We start from the raw sequence: 15,863 nt of genomic DNA, 5'->3' as shown, positions 1-15,863 counted from the left end.
TCAAGGACTACGAGCCCGGCTTTTTACATATGGATATCAAGTACTTGCCGCAGATGCCTGACGAAACAGAACGCCGTTACCTGTTCGTCGCCATCGACCGCGCCACGCGCTGGGTCTTCATGGAGATCTATGCCGACCAGTCCGACAGCAGCAGCACCGACTTCCTGATCAAGCTCAACAAAGCCTGTCCGATCGCCATCGTCAAGCTGCTCACCGACAATGGCAGCCAGTTCACTGACCGCTTTAGCAGCAAGAAAAAAGACCCGGAAACGGGCGACCGGATTCCCAGCGGCAAGCACGCGTTTGACGTGCTATGCAAACAGCTGGCGATCGAACATCGCCTGATCCCGCCACGTCATCCGCAGACAAACGGCATGGTGGAACGCTTCAACGGCCGCATCAGCGAGGTCGTCAATCAGACCCGTTTCGCGTCCAGGGCCGAGCTCGAATCAACATTGCGCAATTACCTGAAAATCTATAACCATAACATCCCGCAGCGCGCTCTCAACAACGAAACGCCGATTCAGGCAATGAAGAAATGGCAGGCAAAAAAGCCAGAATTATTCGTTAAACGTGTTTATAACCAGGCGGGTCTTGACACTTATTTGCCTTGAATACGATGCTGGCTAATGGTGTCGTGGCACTTTCATCATATGCTGGGCCGGATTGCACCGCTGTACCATAAGCATAGCCAATATCCTTGATTTGCTGCCGGCGCACGCCAGCCGTCAGCAACAGCGTGTCGTCCAAAAATGCCATGGTATCGGCCAAGGCATAGCTGTTGAGGATGGTTTTTTGCGTGACGCGCGGGTCGCTCATCACACCGCCAAGATAAGGCGTCCCTGGGATAGCTGTATTGACTGGTGCGTAAATATTAGTGTTTAAGGCATCGCCAATGGCATAAGCATTCTTGGCTTCATTCCAGTGCCCAGACCAACTCGCGACCAAGGTATGCTTGACACCTGCCAGACGGACCTTGCCACGCACACCCAACTCTCCGGTTCGAATTCCCTGCTTTCTGGCATTGTCAAAACGGGAGAAAGCAGCATTGCCATTGACATCGCTCAGCGCCGGATTGGCCAGGCTGTTCGATTCGTGCGTCTTGCGCCCGCCAAACGCGGCCCAGGCCACCACATCTTTCGCCACGTCATATTCAGCGCGCGCCGTGCCGAACACGTCGCGTTCCTTGGAAAAACTCCAGGGCTGGGCAAAGTTGCGCGAGGCGTCGGGCGCCGATGGCAGGGCCGCCACGCTTGATGTCGCCACCGACGGGCGTGGCGCGTCGAGGTCGAAATTCTGGTAGCCGGCGTCGGCCGACAGGCGAAAACCGCGGCCGCGATAGTCGAGGCCGACGGCGAACATGCCGACGTCGTGGTCTTCATGCTCGATGCCGGTCTCGCCCTGGCGCTTGGCGGCGTTCACGCGCACGCCCAATTCCTGCTGTTCGCCGTAGCGGCGCGCCACGTCGATGGCGGCGTAGCTATGGCCGCCGGTTTCCACGCCGACCGTCACTTCCGTCAGCGGCGTATTGCCGGCGCGCTTGGGCATCAGGTTGATGGCGCCGCCGACGCCGCTGCCGCCAGGGGCCGCGCCATTGAGGAAAGCGCTGGCGCCACGGAAGACTTCGATCCGTTCCAGCAGTTCCGGCGATACGTACTGGCGCGGCAGCACGCCGTACAGGCCGTTATAAGCCACGTCGTCCGAGTCCAGCGCGAAGCCGCGGATCATATAGACTTCCTGGAAGTTGCCGAAACCGCGCGACATGCGCACGGCCGGATCGCTTTGCAGCAGGTCGCCCACGCTGCGCGCCTGCTGGTCGGAAATGAATTGCTGGGTATAGCTGGTGGCGCCGAACGGCGAGTCCATCATGTCGACCGAACCGAGGATGCCGATCCGCCCGCCGCGCGCCACCTGGCCACCCGCATAGGCGCGCGACAGCCCTTCGGCCGAGGCGTCGGCCGAGGCGCTGATCACCACGCTGGGCATGGTTTGCGCATCGCCGGCGGCAGGCGTTTGTGCCTGGGCAGCGGCACTGGCCAACAGGAATACGGCCAGGGCGACAGGAGTGGGAGCAAGGCGAAAGGTAGGCATGGCGGCGATTGTTTAAATGATAATGAGAATGATTATCATTATAGGATAGTCCGTGACATTGTGTGAGAGATGGTCGAAAATGTTTGATCTTTGTACAAAAAGTACAGACATGCACGCAACAGTGCCGCCGGCAGGGCGCAATATCGGCAATGAAAAGGTGCGCCAGACGATACCTTGTCGAATTTCTAATTCCCAATGGAAAGTATGCCTAGAATGGCGAACCGCGCTCTCGCGTTCCAAGGACTTCGCATGCCGCCATCCACTGTTCTTGCTCGCAGTATCAGCCTGAAAGGCGCCGCCGTGGCGCTGATCCTGGCCATGCACGGCCTGGGCCTGTATTTCCTGCTGTTGCCGGCCAGGCAGTTCCAGCACTATACGGAGGTGGCCTTCATGACCCTGATGCCGCCGCGGCCCATGCCGCGCGCGCTGCCGATGATCGTTCCCCAGCCCGTGACGGCGCCGGTACGCAGGGGCAGATCATTGCCGCCAGCTACGGTTGCCAAGCCCGGGACCCCGGGCGAGGCGATCACGGCCGTGCCGGAGGCCACCGTTCCGGAGAGCGCGCCGCCAGCACCGGCCGGCGACCTGCGCACCCGCGCCTTGCTGGCCGCCGGCGGCGTTGACAAGAGCTTGCGCGGCGAACTGAAGCAAGACAAACCCTGGCTGGCGGCGCCTGCACTGTCCGGCGACAGCAAATTCGCGGCCTTGGTCGCCAGCGCCTGGCGCGGCGGTCCTGCGGTCAAACTGGAAGACTACCTGACGGCCGACGGCCGGCCAGGCACGCGCGTGGTCACCGCCACCGGCGCCGCCTGCTACGCCATGCAGGCCAATCCGCTGGCCGGCGCCGACCCATTCAATACGGCTGGCAAGGTCAAACAAGTGCCGTGCCCATAGGGTCCGCCAGACCTTGGTGGCGGCAGGGTTTTAGGGCCGGCCAGCCCCGGGCGGGCGTCAAATATGCTAAGTTGCGTCTGGCTATGACACCGACCCATTCAGGACACCCATGCTTCCCGACATATTGATACTTGCCACCAGCCCTACGGCCGCCGTCAACGAGCAGCTGGAACGCAGTTACACCTGCCACCACGCCTGGCAGGTGGCGCCCGAACAGCGCGCCGGCTGGCTGCGCGAGCGCGCCGGCCGTATCCGCGCCGTCGTCACCACCGGCGCGCTGGGCTTGAAAAGCGAGGAGATGGCGGCCTTGCCGGCGCTGGAAATCATTGCCGTCACTGGCGTCGGCCTCGATGGCGTCGACCTCGATGCGGCCCGCGCGCGCGGCATCGCGGTCACCACCACGCCCAATGTGCTGACCGACGACGTGGCCGACGTGGCGCTGGGCCTGCTGCTGGCGACGACGCGCCATATCGCCTTGCTCGACCGCTTCGTGCGCGATGGCGGCTGGGAGCGGCGCGAGCCGGTCAAGCCGGCGTCCAGCCTGCGCGGCAAGACGGCCGGCATTTTCGGCTTTGGCCAGATCGGCCAGGCCATCGCGCTGCGCCTGGCCGCCTTTGGCGTGCAGGTGCGCTACTACCAGCCGCGCGCCAAGCCCGGCGTGCAGGCGCCGCGCGCCGCGTCCCTGCTGGCTCTGGCGCAGGAAAGCGATTACCTGATCGTCTGCGCGCCCGGCACGCCGGCCACCCGCCACGCCGTCAATGCGCAAGTGCTCGATGCGCTGGGCCCGCAAGGCACCCTGGTCAATATCGCCCGTGGCGCGCTGGTCGATGAGGCGGCGATGATCTCGGCTCTGGCCGAAGGGCGCCTCGGCGCGGCGGGCCTGGACGTGTTTGCCGACGAACCGCGCGTGCCGGCCGCCTTGCGCGCCTTGCCCAACGTGGTGCTCACGCCCCATGTCGGCAGCCTGACGGTGGAAACGCGCCATGCCATGGGCCAGCTGGTGCTCGACAATCTGCAGGCGCATTTCGCGGGCCGGCCACTGCCGACGCCCGTACCATTTAAATAAAAGAAAGAAACTGATGGAATTGAAAACATCGCTGCTGCGCACGCGGGGCAGGGCCGATAGCGGCAAGGTCAGCATGATCGAATTGTTTTTCGACCTGGTGTTCGTGTTTGCCGTCACCCAGCTGTCGCATGCGCTGCTGGAACACCTGAGCGCCCTGGGCTGGCTGCAGACGAGCTTGCTGCTGATGGCGGTCTGGTGGGTCTGGATCTATACCTCGTGGATTACCAACTGGCTCGACCCCGAACGCATGCCCGTGCGCCTGTGCCTGTTCGTGCTGATGCTGGGCGGCTTGCTGATGTCGGCCTCGATCCCCGAGGCGTTCGGCACACGCGGACTCGGCTTTGCCGGCGCCTATGTGGCGATGCAGGTGGGCCGGCCGCTGTTCGCGCTGTGGGCGGTGCGGGGCGAAGACGTGGCGCGGCGCCGCAATTTCCAGCGCATCGCCCTGTGGGCGGCATTTGCCGGCGTGTTCTGGCTGCTCGGCGGCGCGGCCGATCCTGCCGTGCGCATCTACTGGTGGGCGGCGGCGCTGCTGGTCGACCTGGCCGGACCATGGCTGCTGTTCAAGGTGCCTGGCCTGGGCAGTTCGAGCACCGGCGACTGGGATATCGATGGCAGCCATATGTCCGAGCGCTGCGGCCTGTTCGTCATTATCGCGCTGGGCGAATCCTTGCTGGTCACGGGCGCCAATTTCGCGGGCCTGGAGTGGACCGCAGCCAACTGGACCGGCTTTATCTCGGCCTTGCTGGGCAGCGTCGCCATGTGGTGGTTGTATTTTGACAAGGGCGCCGAACTGGGCCATGCCCTGATCGCCGGCTCGAAAGATCCGGGCCGCATCGCGCGCCGCGCCTACACCTACATCCATATGCTGATCATCGGCGGCATCATCGTCAGCGCCGTGGCCGACGAACTGTCGCTGCTGTATCCCGACGAAACCAGCTTTGCCGGCATCTGTGCCATGCTCGGCGGGCCGATCCTGTATTTGCTGGGCAACGCACTGTTCAAATGGGTCAGCAGCGAGCGCAGCACGCCGCCGCTGTCGCATGTGCTGGGCATCCTGATGATCATGGCGCTGATACCGATGGCTTTCGGCCGCCTGTACACGCCGCTGATCCTGGCCTGCATCACCACCGGCGTGCTGGTCCTGGTGGCGATCTGGGAATATATGGCGCTGCGCCGTCCGCCGCCGGAACTGGACCCGTGAACGATTTCCCTTATCTCTTGCAGCCGCTGCGCGTACCGGGCGGCTGGACCATCTCGGTCAACACCCTGTTCGAGGTCGAGCCCGGCCCGGACACCATGCAGTGGTTCAGCAGCGCGCTGCTGCTGTGGGGCCATTGCCGCGACAGCGGCTACTGCTTCAATTCGCATTTCGAGCCCGAGGACGATCCCGACGGCGAGTTCGTGCTCGAGTTGGGCAAGGTGAGCTACGACCGGCACGGCAAGGCCGTCAAGGGCGGCGAGGTCTTCCTCGGCGACTACCGCACGCGCAGCAAGGCTGATTTCGTGGCGCGCGTGGAGCAATTCATGGCGCGGCCGGCGCGCGGGCTGGCGGCATGACCAGGGTCAGCCTCAATTATCTGCTGCTGTCGCTGTTCATTTTGCTGTTCGGCACGACAGGCGGCGCCGCCATGACGCGCAAGCTGGCCAACCGCAATGACGAACTGGGCTGGCGCTTTTTCTGGTGGTGGCTGCCGTTCTGCCTGGCGCTTTTCCTGTGCCAGTGCCTGCTGTTTCCCAAGGCCCGCACGCGGCTGCTGTATCAGCTGCTGTTCATGGGCTCGATAGCCTGGACGCTGACGTTTTTCATGCTGTCCATCATCCTGCCCGTGTTCTGGCTCAGCCCCATGGCTGTGCAGGCCAAGGGCCTCCTGGCGGCCATCTTTGCCGCCATCTTTCTGTATAACATGGTGTTTGGCTGGCGGCTCGTCAACCGGCGCTGGGCGGACCTGGCCGCTCCCGCTTTCGAGCAGGAATTCAAGCCCAGGGAGGGCAGCGTCAACTGGGACAAGGTGGTGCGTAAAATGCGAATCGAGCCGGCGATCCTGATTCCCGGCGTGCCGGCCAGCTGGGCCGCCATCGTGTGGATCGTTTTTATTATCGGCATGATCGCCGGCCTGTTCATGAGGTCGTGCTGGCCGGCGTTCAGCGCCTTTTCGTGGTCGATTCCCCTGGTGCTGATCACCGCCTGCCTCAGCCAGGTCAGCGGCGCCGCTTTCGCGCAAGCGGTGAAAGTGCGCGCCATCGAACGAGACAGGCACATCCTGCTGCCTTCCTGCGGCTGAGCGCCGCTTATTTGGGGTGTTCCGGCGCCGCTGGCAGCGGCGCCAGGCTGCCCGGTATCAGGCTGGCCACACCCAATTGATCGACATTGGCCGAGGTATTGCTCAGCACCACCACGCCGTGTTTGCCGTCCTGCGTAAAACCGGCAAAGCTGGCGTAGCCGCCGGTCTGGCCGTTGTGCCAGACGATGGCATGGCCATTGGCCTCGTCGCGCATCCAGGCCAGGCCGACGGCCCTGCCGTCGCCCAGGCCATGCTGCGGCTGCACGGCCAGCTGGTGGGCGGCGTCCGGCTGGAGCATGAACGATTGCAGGTAGGCCACCATGTCGCGCGGGGTCGACAGCACGGCGCCGGCGCCGGCGATCGCCTGGAAATTCCAGTTCCGGGCGGGCTTGCCGTCGGCCAGGTGGCCGGGCGCCAGGCGTGCGCGCAGGCCCGGCGTCATCACGGCCGAGGTCGAGCGCATGCCCAGCGGGCCGGCGATCCGCTGTTGCAGCAAGCCGGCATAGGACAGTCCGGCCTTGGCCGCCAGCGCCGTGCCCAGCAGGCCAAAGCCCAGGTTCGAGTAGTCGAACGTGGCGCCCGGCGCGTGCGCCGGCACATGGCCGGCCAGAAAGGCGCGCAACTGCTTGTCGCCATAGTCGGCGTACGGGTCGTTCATGTCGGCCGGTGCGCCGTTATCGGGCAGGCGCGGCAGGCCCGAGTAATGGGTGGCCAGGTCCTGCAAGGTGATGGCGCGGCCATTTACGGCAGGCATCTGGTAGCCGGGCAGCAGATCGGCCACCGGCTGCGACAGCTTGACCTGCTTGGCCGCCACCGCCTGCGCCAGCAGCAGGCCGGTAAACGTCTTGGTGACGGAACCGATTTCGTAGACGGTATCGGCGTTGGGCAGGGCGTCGTTATTGCCGCGCCCAAAACCGTAGACCGCGCTGTCCTTGCCCTCGATCACGGCAATCACGATGCTGGCGTGCCGGCCATCGCGCGTGAGCAGTTCGGCGCGTTCGCGCACGGCGGGATCGAGCGTGGGGGCGGCGCCAGCCAGCGCCGAGTACAGCGGCAGTACGGCAGCGGCCACGGCACGCAGGGGCAAGCATAAAGCTGACTTCATGGACGATTCCCTCAGGGTGAAAACAAGGCATGGTAAAGCAAAATGTTTTTTATGGTAATGTTATTTCGCTTATAAGTATTGTGGGCGGGCAGGCGAATCGAGCAGCGTAGCCAGGGTGCCGCGCATGGCGGTGGTGATCATTGCCAGCAATTCACCGCGGCGGCGCGCATCGGCGCGTTTTCTGGACGCCACGGCGGCCAGGTCTGGTGGCCGGTAAGACTGGCAGGGCAGGTGGTAGTTACCATCCGCCATCGCCATCGCCTGCAGCTCACGCCAGGCCTGGTCATAGTCGGCGCCGATCTGGCGCCGACGGCGTGGATTGAGGGCGATGCGGTTGGCATTGCTGATCAGGAACAGATAATTACAGCAAAAGAAATCACCGAGGTCGCGCAGCACGGCCACCAGCAGGTTCTTGGGCCGGCAGCCATGCAGGGCGCGCGTGGCGTCGCGCACCAGTTGCGCGCCCGACTGCGCGCGTATTCCCTGCAAGGCGCCCAATTGCAGCGACACGCCATCGGCACGCGGCACAAAAAGAAAGCTGGCCAGGTACAGCGGCACCCCATCGCGCACCAGGCGCAAGCACAGTTCGCCTTCGCGGTAGCTGTCGTGAATCGCACTGAGCTGCACTTGATAGCCGCCGCCATCCTTGCCTTCCACGCTGGCCAGCACCAGCGCTTGCCGCGCCGCCTGTTCCACCAGGGGGCGTGCGCCGGCTTGCCACAGGAAGCGATAATGCCCCTCGAGCAGCGCCAGGCGGCCGTTACAGTCGAGCTGGCAGCTGGCGTAGGGACGATACAGCTTGTAGCGCAGGCAGGGATGCAGGTACGCCAGCGCCGCCATGCCCGGTGTCTGCTTCAGAAACGCCTGCCAGCGCCTGTGCTGGCGTGGATAGACCAGCGCGCCGAGGGCGGCTTTCAGGCGATGGCCGTCGGCGCTGCGGCGCAAGGCGACCTGGGTGGCGTGGATCATCGGGCAACACTCCGGTAAGCAGGCGCAGCACCATGCGCGCCAGGTTGCCAGCATGCTAGCCCGGCACGGTGAATTTCGCGTGAAGAAAGCCGCAGTTGGTGGCAGAATGCAGTGGCGCAACGCTTGCCTGCCCACATCCCGCCTTCTTTTCAGGACCTTGCACCATGTCGAACCGTGTTTATCTGTGTAGCACGAATTTCTCCACGCCGCCGCAGGAAAGTGATTGGCCGGCTTTTAGTGATGAGTCCGGCATGGAGTACGAGGCGGCCTACTGCGTCCCCTTTTTCTGGCTGTGCCTGTTCGGACCGCAGGACGTGCGCCTGGCGCCTGGCGAGGAGGGCGTGTTCGATGTGGCGCGCGACTATGCCTACCTGGCCTGTCCGCGCGACGAGGGCCTGGCGCGGCTGAAAACGCGCTCGGCCATGATGCGGCGCGCGCTGGGCGAGGAACGCCATGCGCTGTACCAGGAATGGGAGGCGCGCATCGCCCGCGAGCACTACAGCCATGTACTGGTGCGCACCCAGGAACTGGACATGATGGACGAAGAAGGGCGCTTGCAGCACGATATGCTGGCGGCGCTGGCCGACCTCGACGCGGCCTGCGCCAGCGGCACCCTGGCGATCACCGAGGCACTGGCCAACCTGGCCGGCATGCCGTATCCGGCCGAACCGCAGCGCTACAATGGCTTTGTGCTGGTCGGCTCGGCCGCCAGCGCCGAAGGCTGGCCGCCGGCCATGCCGGAACCGGCACCCAGGCTTGAGGTCAATGGCGCCGACGTCGTCGTCGAAGCGCGGCCTTGGTGGAAGTTCTGGTAGCGCCTGCTCGTCTATTTACGCGCTGCCTGGCGCTCTTCCAGCAGCGCCAGCCGCGCCGCCATGCCCGCGTGTTCGCGCAGCAAGGTGTCGCGTTCCTGTTCCAGCTGGCGCGTGCGCTGTATCCCCATCTCCGTCTTGTCTGCCAGCATCGTCAATTGCCGGTCCTGCGTGGCCAGCGCCACTTTTGATTCATTGAGCGACTGCATGGCCGCTTCCAGCCTGGCCAGCAGCGCGTCGGCCGACGCGGCCGCCTGCCCATACTGATATTCGAACTGGTCGCGCTCGGGACGCAAGGTCGCCAGTGCTTCGCGGTCCGCCGCCGCGCTGTGCTCCAGGCGCTGCTGCGCTTCCCGCAGCTGGGCCAGGCGCATGTCCTGCTGCACCAGGGTGGCCTGCTGGCCTTGCAGGCGCTGCTGCAGCTGGGCGTTGTCCTGCTCCAGCCGGCTCAGCTGCTGTTGCTGGCTTTGCCGTTCTTCGCTGCGCTGGGCCGCCGACGCTTCCTGGTAATGGTCGAACTGCGAGCGCACCTGCGCCAGCTGCCGGTTCAGCGCGGCGATTTCCTCGCCCCGGTCGGCCAGGCGCTGCGTCAGGCCCGCATTGTCGCTGTGCAGGCTGGCCAGGGTCACGGCGCGAAAATGGTGTTCCTCCTTCAGCTGGGCCAGCGCCTGCTGGGTCGCGCGCAACTCCTGCGTCAGCGCCGTCCTCACTTCCGCCAGTTTGAGCCGTTCGGCCTCGGTTTTTTTCAGCTTTTCCAATGCCGCATCAAGCTCGACACGGTTTTCCCGCATCGAGTGCTCCAGCTGCTGCGCCACGTCGCGCTGCTGCTTGTGATACACGCCGCGCATCGCTTCCATCAATTCGGCCGGCAAGCCAGCCTCGGTTTTCACGGCGCCCGCGGCTTGAAACTCTTCCTTCCAGCGCTTGAGCAGGGGCGCGATGGTGCTCTTGCTGCCAGTGCTGCCCAGCGCCTCGCGCACATTGTCGACCGTGGGATTGCGCCCATCGGCGGCCACGATTTGGGCTGCTTTCATAACATCGGAGTACAAAATGCCGGCGCGAGCCATAAAACCACCTGTGAGCGAAATTTGGTAACGTATTACATGATACGTAATACGGCATTATATTACGATATAAATTTTGAAAAAAATGCAGAAAAATAAGTCGTGATAAGATCGATTATCGTGGGTTATGCGGTGGTTTTGCATGGTATCCTGCGTATTGCCCGGTACAAATCCTCGTTTTCCCGCATTCCATGGCTCACTCCCTCCTGAAAAAATCGCCCGCCGCCGGTCCGCTCGCCGTGGCGCCAGTACACGGCGCCCTGGTTGACGCCGAACTGGCCGCGCGCCACCAGGCGTTCCTGGCCGCCGCCACCGCCGACAATACGCGCCGCGCCTACCGGTCGGCCATCCGCCACTTTCAAGCCTGGGGCGGAGCGCTGCCCGCCGACGAGTCCGCCGTGATCCGCTATTTGCTGGCCCATGCCGATACCCTGAACGCGCGCACCCTGGCCCTGCGCCTGACGGCGCTGTCGCAATGGCATGTGTACCAGGGCTTTTTTGACGCCGCGTCCACCCCTACCGTGCGCAAGACGCTGGCCGGTATCGCCCGCCTGCACGGCAAGCCGAAAAAGAAGGCCAAGGCCTTGCCTATGGCCGATCTGGAGTTGATCGTCGCGCGCCTGCACGAACTGGGCACCATCAAGGCACTGCGTGACAGCGCCTTGCTGCAGCTGGGATTTTTCGGCGGTTTCCGGCGCAGCGAGCTGGTCGCCTTGCGCGTGGAGGATGTGGCGTGGGAGCCGCAAGGCATGGTGATCACCTTGCCGCGCTCGAAAACCGACCAGTCGGGCGAGGGCGTCGTCAAGGCGGTGCCTTACGGTGACGCGGTGTGCTGTCCGGCCACGGCGCTGAAAAACTGGCTGGCGGCGGCCGCCATCGGCGCCGGTCCGCTGCTGCGCACCGTCAATCAATGGGGCCATGTGGCCGCCAGGCCGCTGCATGCGGGCAGCATCAATACGATATTGGAGGCCTGTGCCAAACTGGCGGGTCTCGACTATGTGCCCGAACTGTCGAGCCACAGCCTGCGGCGCGGCATGGCCACCAGCGCGCACCGCGCCGGCGCCGACTTCCAGGCCATCAAGCGCCAGGGCGGCTGGCGCCATGACGGAACCGTGCACGGCTATATAGAAGAGGCGGGGCGCTTCGACAGCAATGCGGCTGGCAGCCTGCTGCGAAAAAAATCATCCGCAGCGTGGCAGTCTGGTGATTGACAGTTATGCGACAAGTGTCACATACTGCGTGCACACCAATCACTCCCAAGGCGCGTACCGCATGAATGATGACTATCCAGGCAAGCGCAGCGCGCGCATTGATTTTTTGCGCGGCGTGGCCATCGCCTGCGTGCTGCTCCTGCACTTTACCCTGGCCTTTGGCCTGTTCAACAGTCCGCTCGGGGACCTGCTGGGCCGCGATGCCATCAAGGCGATCGCCTTCAACGGCAATTATGGCGTGACGATCTTCTTTGTCATCTCCGGCTACCTGATTACCGGCGGCATCCTCAGGCGCTGGGGCAGCTTGCGCAATATCGATGCGCGCAGCTTTTATGTGATGCGCGCCGCCCGTATCCTGCCCAGCCTGCTGCTTGCGCTCACCATCATCGTGGTGCTGGGCGTGCTGGACGTGCCCTTTTTCAACAATGGCGACGCCAGGCCGCCGTTGCCGGCCAGCTATTTCGGCATCGCTATTTTGTCCATCCTGACGTTCTGGCATAACCTGCTGATGCAGTCGGCCGGCTACTTTAACTATTGCCTCAACGTCTATTGGTCGCTATCGGTCGAGGAAATGTTTTATCTGTGCCTGCCACCGCTGTGCCTGTTGCTGCGCAAAACCTGGCTGCTGGCCCTGGTCTGCCTGGCGGCGGTCGTGATCGGCCCCGTCTATCGCGGCGCGCACGCCGACAACGAGCTGTATTTCATGTATGGCTACCTTGCCTGTTTCGACGCGATCGCCATCGGCTGCCTGACCGCCTTGCTGGCGCCGCGGCTTTGCTTGTCGCCGCAAGCGCGGCGCGTGTTGCGCGTGGCCTGCGCCCTGGCGCTGCCGGTGATTTATTTGCGCGGCATCGCCGGCCACGAGCTGTTCGGCTTTACGGCCATTGCCCTGGCGGCCGCCGGCATCGTGCTGGGCGCCCACGGCGAAGGGCGGCCGGGCTGGACCACGGGCAAACTGGGTGCGCCGCTGCGCTGGGCCGGGCGCCACAGTTACGAGCTGTATCTGTTCCACGTGATCGTGCTGGCGGTAATGCGCAATCTCGTCACCAGGGAGGAACTGAGCTACGCCCTGCGGCTGCCATGGCTGGCACTGTTCGTGGCGGTGTCGGCGCTGGTTGCCATGCTGGTCAGCCGCCATCTGTCCGAGCCGGCCAATCGCGCCCTGCGCGCCTGGTACGGCCGGCGCGCAGGAGTGACAGCGGCACTCAGGACGGGCGGATAATCATGCAGGTGGCGGTGGCGTGCGCATAGATCTTGCCGGCCTCGTCGCGGATGGTGCCTTCCGAAATGACCAGGTTGCGCCCCGCATTGATGACCTTGCCTTCCGCATACAGGGCCTGGTCGAACGGCAGCGGCCGGCACATCTTGATATTCAGGTCGGTCGTGCCATAGCTCTCGCCGGCCGGCAGCACCGTATGCGTGGCGCAACCGGTGACCGTGTCGAGCACGGTGGCGGCAAAACCGCCATGCACGCCGCCCATGGGGTTGGTATGCGTCTGGTTGGCGGTGGCCGTAAACACCACGCGGCCGTGCTCGATGGTGTCGACTTCCATCGGCATCACATTGGAAATACCGGGGCGCGGAAACAGGCCTTTGGCGAACGCCTGCATCAGTTCCAGGCCGGTCATCTCATTTACTTGCATGGTCTTGCTCCTTTGGGGTGGTCGATGGTGGATGGTCTTGCTCGAAGCGCAGGCCGGCCGCATGGATCAGGAAGCGCGCGACAACGGCCAGTTCCTCTTCGGTGAAGCCCTGTTTCAGCTGCGCATTCAAACTGTCGAGCACGGGCAGGGCGGCGGCCAGCACTTCGTGCCCCTTGGGCGACAAATGCAATGACCCGGCGCGCGCATCGAGCGCCGACTGGCGGCGCACGATCAGCCCGTTCTCTTCCATGCGCGACACCAGGCCCGTGACGGCCGAATTTTTCAGCTGCAGCAGCCGTCCCAGGTCCTTGAGCTGGCAGCCTTCCTCGCTTTTCAGCACAAACAGGGCCACCACCTGCGTCCCGGAATAGCCCAGTTCGCTGGCAAACACGGCATCGGCCGAGCGAAACAGGTTCTGGCGCGCCTGGCTCAGCAGGTTGAACAGGCGAGGGGGGCGCTTGCCGCCGGGGCGGGTGGGAGCAGGATCGGGAGCAGGATCGGGATCAGGGGAGGAATTATTACGCATGCGAAGTATACTACTACGTATGCGTCATAAATCAAGCGTAGCAGTGGCCGCCTGTTTCGCCAGGCGTCTTCGCGCTCAGACGGGGTAATGCGTGTCGAATGCGTGGCCGCGCAGGCGCAGCGCTTTTGCGACCGTATCGACCACCGTGTCGTTCGCACCATGCGAGACAAAATACCTGCCGTTGCGCAATGCGTCCATCGCCTGTGGCAGCGCGTACAAGTTGTCGCCGCTGTTCTGAAGGCCACCTTCCAGATAGTAACTCCACTCTGGTGCCACCTCGTCCTTGCGCGAAAAAACCAGGTCGAATTGCTTGAGCCATGTTGCAAACGCCAAGGCAATGCGATGCAGTTGCGGGAACTGCGATTTCAGCGGCGTGGCGGTAAAGCACACTTCCGCATCGGTCCACAACAGGTCTTGACGCTTGCGGGGCGTTGATACCCAAACCAGCGGCGTTGTTTTTTGATCGATCTGCTGCGCATCAGGCAGCGCCTGGGTCGCCATCGCGCGAAAATAAAACCAGATGCCGTCCGGATGTGCCTGCACGGTCATCTCGTGACCAAGCGCGCTGAACCAATCGATGACCAGGTGATGGTCCTGTTCAGATGCCAAAAAACGATAGCGTACAGCCATGGTTCGGCGCTCCCCAAAAAAATCCAACCATACTCTATAACTGATGCGCCGCTCAGCCCTGTGCGTCGCGCTCGCGGCAGGTCAGGGTGACATATTGGCCCGGCGCCAGCTTGCGCCGGCTTCCCAGGCTGGCCAGCTCGGCTTGCAGTTCGTCGCTGGTGTCGAGCAGCCTGCAGCGGTGCGCCCTGGCAAACCCTTCCAGTGGCTTGAGACTGCCATTGACCTTCACGCTCAGGCCGGCGCCGGGGCTGACGCAGCAGCCGATATGTTCCAGCATATATTCTTCTTCGATCAAAACCAGCTCATGGCCCATGAAAGGCGTGGGCTTTTTGAGCACATAGTAATCGGTGTAGTCCATCCTGGCGTCCGGTTTTTTCTCGATATAGCCTGCCTGCACATACGCCTGTATCGCCTTGCCGGCGGTGCCGACGCGTTCATTGGTGCCCTTTTTCACATGCATGGCCTGTGCCAGGCCGTTTTCCAGTGCGTCGGCGGCCGAAGCGAGGGGGACAGTACACGACAGGGTGACGGCGATGAGGCCAGTCAAAAAGCTGGTGGCGCGGGGGTGTTTCATGGTTGTATCTCCAGTTGAATGTTCGGATCAGGCGCGCGGACCGTCGCGCAGCAATTCGGCCAGCCTGGTGGTGAGCCACTGGCAGGTGGCGCTCAGTTTCTTGCCGTGCAAGGCCAGCCGCCGTACGGGCAGACGCGACAGGGCCAGGGTGGGGCAGGGCACTTCCTGCAGAAAACCCTTGTAGTTGTCGTAGTGGGCGATATTGAGCGGCAGGATCGCCCAGCCCAATTCATCGGCGACCATTTCCGCGATGCTGTAAAAACTGTCGGAATACCAGACAGCCGGACTATAAGCCTGTTCACGGTTCAGTTCGGAATCCATGATCAGCTGGCGGTGGCGCGTCAGCTCGTTGCGGCTGACCTCCTGCCCGTGCGCCATGGCATGGTTCCTGGCCACAAACACGCCTTGCGCCACGCTGCCGATATGCTGCTGTTCCAGAATCGACGCGACCGGGCCGCGGTCGAAGTGGAAAGCCACGTCGGCCTGCTGCTGCTCCACGTAATGCGCCACCTCGGACGCCGTGGCGTTGAGCATCACCAGTTCCAGCGCCGGATAGCGCGCCGCCAGCTCTTTCACCAGGGTGCCGATCGCCAGATAGGGCAGGGCTTCGTCGAGCGCCAGGGTCAGCCGCGCTTCCGGCGCCACGCTCAGCAACTGGGCGCGCAGTTGCAGCCGTTCGGCCTGGCGCAGCAGTTCGCACGCTTCCAGGTGCATCACCTTGCCCGCTTCGGTCAGCACGGCGTTGCGCCGCGAACGGTCGAACAGCTCCACGCCCAGCTCCGCTTCCAGCAGGCCAATGGCCGTGCTGACCACCGATTGCGCGCGGCCCAGCCGGCGCGCCGCGCCCGAAAACGAGCCGGCGGCGACGGCTGCCTCCAGGTAGCGCATTTGTTCCAGGGTCCATTGCATGGCATCCATCCATCTGATTTACAGATGGATTTTAACTTGAATGCCATTCCATGACGACATAAACTCGTTGCCATCACTCCACTC

General features: G+C 63.7%; 18 protein-coding genes. 9 read left to right on the top strand and 9 right to left on the bottom strand.

The genetic code is table 11. From position 1 onward, the window contains the following. The coding region (locus ASR47_RS02400) for an integrase core domain-containing protein (RefSeq protein ID WP_150127648.1) at positions 1 to 614 on the top strand (614 nt) is incomplete at its 5' end. Here ASR47_RS02400 and ASR47_RS02395 read toward each other — a convergent pair. Further along, positions 568 to 2,091, bottom strand: coding sequence for a TonB-dependent receptor (locus ASR47_RS02395; RefSeq protein WP_082988683.1), 1,524 nt, complete (start codon positions 2,089 to 2,091; stop codon positions 568 to 570). The genes ASR47_RS02400 and ASR47_RS02395 overlap by 47 nt on opposite strands. Positions 2,092 to 2,340: 249 nt before the next feature. Here ASR47_RS02395 and ASR47_RS02390 point away from each other — a divergent pair, with 249 nt between their 5' ends. From ASR47_RS02390 to ASR47_RS02370, 5 genes are all read left to right on the top strand, one after another. Beyond that, entirely contained in the window at positions 2,341 to 2,985 is a 645-nt protein-coding gene (locus tag ASR47_RS02390) for a hypothetical protein (protein ID WP_150127647.1), read from the top strand. 109 nt (positions 2,986 to 3,094) lie between these two features. Then, a complete protein-coding gene (locus tag ASR47_RS02385) occupies positions 3,095 to 4,051 on the top strand; it encodes a 2-hydroxyacid dehydrogenase (RefSeq protein WP_065306162.1) in 957 nt (318 codons plus the stop codon). 13 nt (positions 4,052 to 4,064) lie between these two features. Beyond that, positions 4,065 to 5,255: a low temperature requirement protein A gene (locus ASR47_RS02380; protein ID WP_065306161.1), complete on the top strand. Its 1,191-nt coding sequence runs from the start codon at positions 4,065 to 4,067 to the stop codon at positions 5,253 to 5,255. Further along, positions 5,252 to 5,611: a hypothetical protein gene (locus tag ASR47_RS02375; protein WP_150127646.1), complete on the top strand. Its 360-nt coding sequence runs from the start codon at positions 5,252 to 5,254 to the stop codon at positions 5,609 to 5,611. Before ASR47_RS02380 ends, ASR47_RS02375 begins: the two co-directional genes overlap by 4 nt. Beyond that, positions 5,608 to 6,336, top strand: a complete 729-nt coding sequence (locus ASR47_RS02370; RefSeq protein WP_065306159.1) for a hypothetical protein — start codon at positions 5,608 to 5,610, stop codon at positions 6,334 to 6,336. Before ASR47_RS02375 ends, ASR47_RS02370 begins: the two co-directional genes overlap by 4 nt. A gap of 7 nt (positions 6,337 to 6,343) precedes the next feature. On the opposite strand, the gene ASR47_RS02365 is transcribed toward ASR47_RS02370, so the two are convergent. Then, complete coding sequence (locus ASR47_RS02365) at positions 6,344 to 7,441, bottom strand: serine hydrolase domain-containing protein (protein WP_082988682.1); 1,098 nt, start codon at positions 7,439 to 7,441, stop codon at positions 6,344 to 6,346. 69 nt (positions 7,442 to 7,510) lie between these two features. Further along, entirely contained in the window at positions 7,511 to 8,410 is a 900-nt protein-coding gene (locus tag ASR47_RS02360; RefSeq protein ID WP_065306157.1) for a DUF535 family protein, read from the bottom strand. 251 nt (positions 8,411 to 8,661) lie between these two features. Here ASR47_RS02360 and ASR47_RS02355 point away from each other — a divergent pair, with 251 nt between their 5' ends. Then, the gene (locus ASR47_RS02355) at positions 8,662 to 9,225 is read left to right on the top strand and encodes a hypothetical protein (protein ID WP_065306156.1); all 564 of its coding nucleotides are present in this window, start codon (positions 8,662 to 8,664) and stop codon (positions 9,223 to 9,225) included. A gap of 11 nt (positions 9,226 to 9,236) precedes the next feature. Here ASR47_RS02355 and ASR47_RS02350 read toward each other — a convergent pair whose 3' ends face one another. Beyond that, entirely contained in the window at positions 9,237 to 10,256 is a 1,020-nt protein-coding gene (locus ASR47_RS02350) for a DNA-binding protein (RefSeq protein WP_245714239.1), read from the bottom strand. Between the two features lie 221 nt (positions 10,257 to 10,477). Between ASR47_RS02350 and ASR47_RS02345 the strand changes: the two genes are divergently transcribed. Next, positions 10,478 to 11,497: a site-specific integrase gene (locus ASR47_RS02345; protein ID WP_082988680.1), complete on the top strand. Its 1,020-nt coding sequence runs from the start codon at positions 10,478 to 10,480 to the stop codon at positions 11,495 to 11,497. A gap of 61 nt (positions 11,498 to 11,558) precedes the next feature. Beyond that, positions 11,559 to 12,719, top strand: coding sequence for an acyltransferase family protein (locus tag ASR47_RS02340; protein ID WP_065306154.1), 1,161 nt, complete (start codon positions 11,559 to 11,561; stop codon positions 12,717 to 12,719). Here ASR47_RS02340 and ASR47_RS02335 read toward each other — a convergent pair. From ASR47_RS02335 to ASR47_RS02315, 5 genes are all read right to left on the bottom strand, one after another. Next, positions 12,703 to 13,140 carry a PaaI family thioesterase gene (locus tag ASR47_RS02335; RefSeq protein WP_065306153.1) on the bottom strand — a complete coding sequence of 146 codons (438 nt, stop codon included), beginning with the start codon at positions 13,138 to 13,140 and terminating at the stop codon, positions 12,703 to 12,705. The genes ASR47_RS02340 and ASR47_RS02335 overlap by 17 nt on opposite strands. Then, positions 13,127 to 13,666 carry a MarR family winged helix-turn-helix transcriptional regulator gene (locus ASR47_RS02330; protein ID WP_082988679.1) on the bottom strand — a complete coding sequence of 180 codons (540 nt, stop codon included), beginning with the start codon at positions 13,664 to 13,666 and terminating at the stop codon, positions 13,127 to 13,129. Before ASR47_RS02330 ends, ASR47_RS02335 begins: the two co-directional genes overlap by 14 nt. A 75-nt stretch (positions 13,667 to 13,741) precedes the next feature. Next, the gene (locus ASR47_RS02325; RefSeq protein ID WP_065306152.1) at positions 13,742 to 14,296 is read right to left on the bottom strand and encodes a hypothetical protein; all 555 of its coding nucleotides are present in this window, start codon (positions 14,294 to 14,296) and stop codon (positions 13,742 to 13,744) included. 52 nt (positions 14,297 to 14,348) lie between these two features. After that, positions 14,349 to 14,870, bottom strand: coding sequence for a hypothetical protein (locus ASR47_RS02320; RefSeq protein ID WP_065306151.1), 522 nt, complete (start codon positions 14,868 to 14,870; stop codon positions 14,349 to 14,351). 27 nt (positions 14,871 to 14,897) lie between these two features. After that, a complete protein-coding gene (locus ASR47_RS02315) occupies positions 14,898 to 15,779 on the bottom strand; it encodes a LysR family transcriptional regulator (RefSeq protein WP_065306175.1) in 882 nt (293 codons plus the stop codon). Between the last annotated feature and the right edge of the window lie 84 nt (positions 15,780 to 15,863).

Source organism: Janthinobacterium psychrotolerans (genome assembly GCF_001677885.1).
GTDB classification, from domain to species: Bacteria; Pseudomonadota; Gammaproteobacteria; order Burkholderiales; family Burkholderiaceae_D; genus Janthinobacterium; species Janthinobacterium psychrotolerans.
Note: the sequence above shows the minus strand (reverse complement) of the source record. Positions and strands in the feature narration are given on the sequence as shown.

Coding starts and splice junctions, on each gene's coding strand:
- ASR47_RS02365 (WP_082988682.1), bottom strand. CDS start 7,441: ATGAAGTCAGCTTTATGCTTGCCCCTGCGTGCCGTGGCCGCTGCCGTA.
- ASR47_RS02395 (WP_082988683.1), bottom strand. CDS start 2,091: ATGCCTACCTTTCGCCTTGCTCCCACTCCTGTCGCCCTGGCCGTATTC.
- ASR47_RS02360 (WP_065306157.1), bottom strand. CDS start 8,410: ATGATCCACGCCACCCAGGTCGCCTTGCGCCGCAGCGCCGACGGCCAT.
- ASR47_RS02325 (WP_065306152.1), bottom strand. CDS start 14,296: ATGGCTGTACGCTATCGTTTTTTGGCATCTGAACAGGACCATCACCTG.
- ASR47_RS02340 (WP_065306154.1), top strand. CDS start 11,559: ATGAATGATGACTATCCAGGCAAGCGCAGCGCGCGCATTGATTTTTTG.
- ASR47_RS02350 (WP_245714239.1), bottom strand. CDS start 10,256: ATGAAAGCAGCCCAAATCGTGGCCGCCGATGGGCGCAATCCCACGGTC.
- ASR47_RS02355 (WP_065306156.1), top strand. CDS start 8,662: ATGGAGTACGAGGCGGCCTACTGCGTCCCCTTTTTCTGGCTGTGCCTG.
- ASR47_RS02320 (WP_065306151.1), bottom strand. CDS start 14,870: ATGAAACACCCCCGCGCCACCAGCTTTTTGACTGGCCTCATCGCCGTC.
- ASR47_RS02335 (WP_065306153.1), bottom strand. CDS start 13,140: ATGCAAGTAAATGAGATGACCGGCCTGGAACTGATGCAGGCGTTCGCC.
- ASR47_RS02380 (WP_065306161.1), top strand. CDS start 4,065: ATGGAATTGAAAACATCGCTGCTGCGCACGCGGGGCAGGGCCGATAGC.
- ASR47_RS02385 (WP_065306162.1), top strand. CDS start 3,095: ATGCTTCCCGACATATTGATACTTGCCACCAGCCCTACGGCCGCCGTC.
- ASR47_RS02345 (WP_082988680.1), top strand. CDS start 10,478: ATGGCTCACTCCCTCCTGAAAAAATCGCCCGCCGCCGGTCCGCTCGCC.
- ASR47_RS02390 (WP_150127647.1), top strand. CDS start 2,341: ATGCCGCCATCCACTGTTCTTGCTCGCAGTATCAGCCTGAAAGGCGCC.
- ASR47_RS02330 (WP_082988679.1), bottom strand. CDS start 13,666: ATGCGTAATAATTCCTCCCCTGATCCCGATCCTGCTCCCGATCCTGCT.
- ASR47_RS02370 (WP_065306159.1), top strand. CDS start 5,608: ATGACCAGGGTCAGCCTCAATTATCTGCTGCTGTCGCTGTTCATTTTG.
- ASR47_RS02315 (WP_065306175.1), bottom strand. CDS start 15,779: ATGCAATGGACCCTGGAACAAATGCGCTACCTGGAGGCAGCCGTCGCC.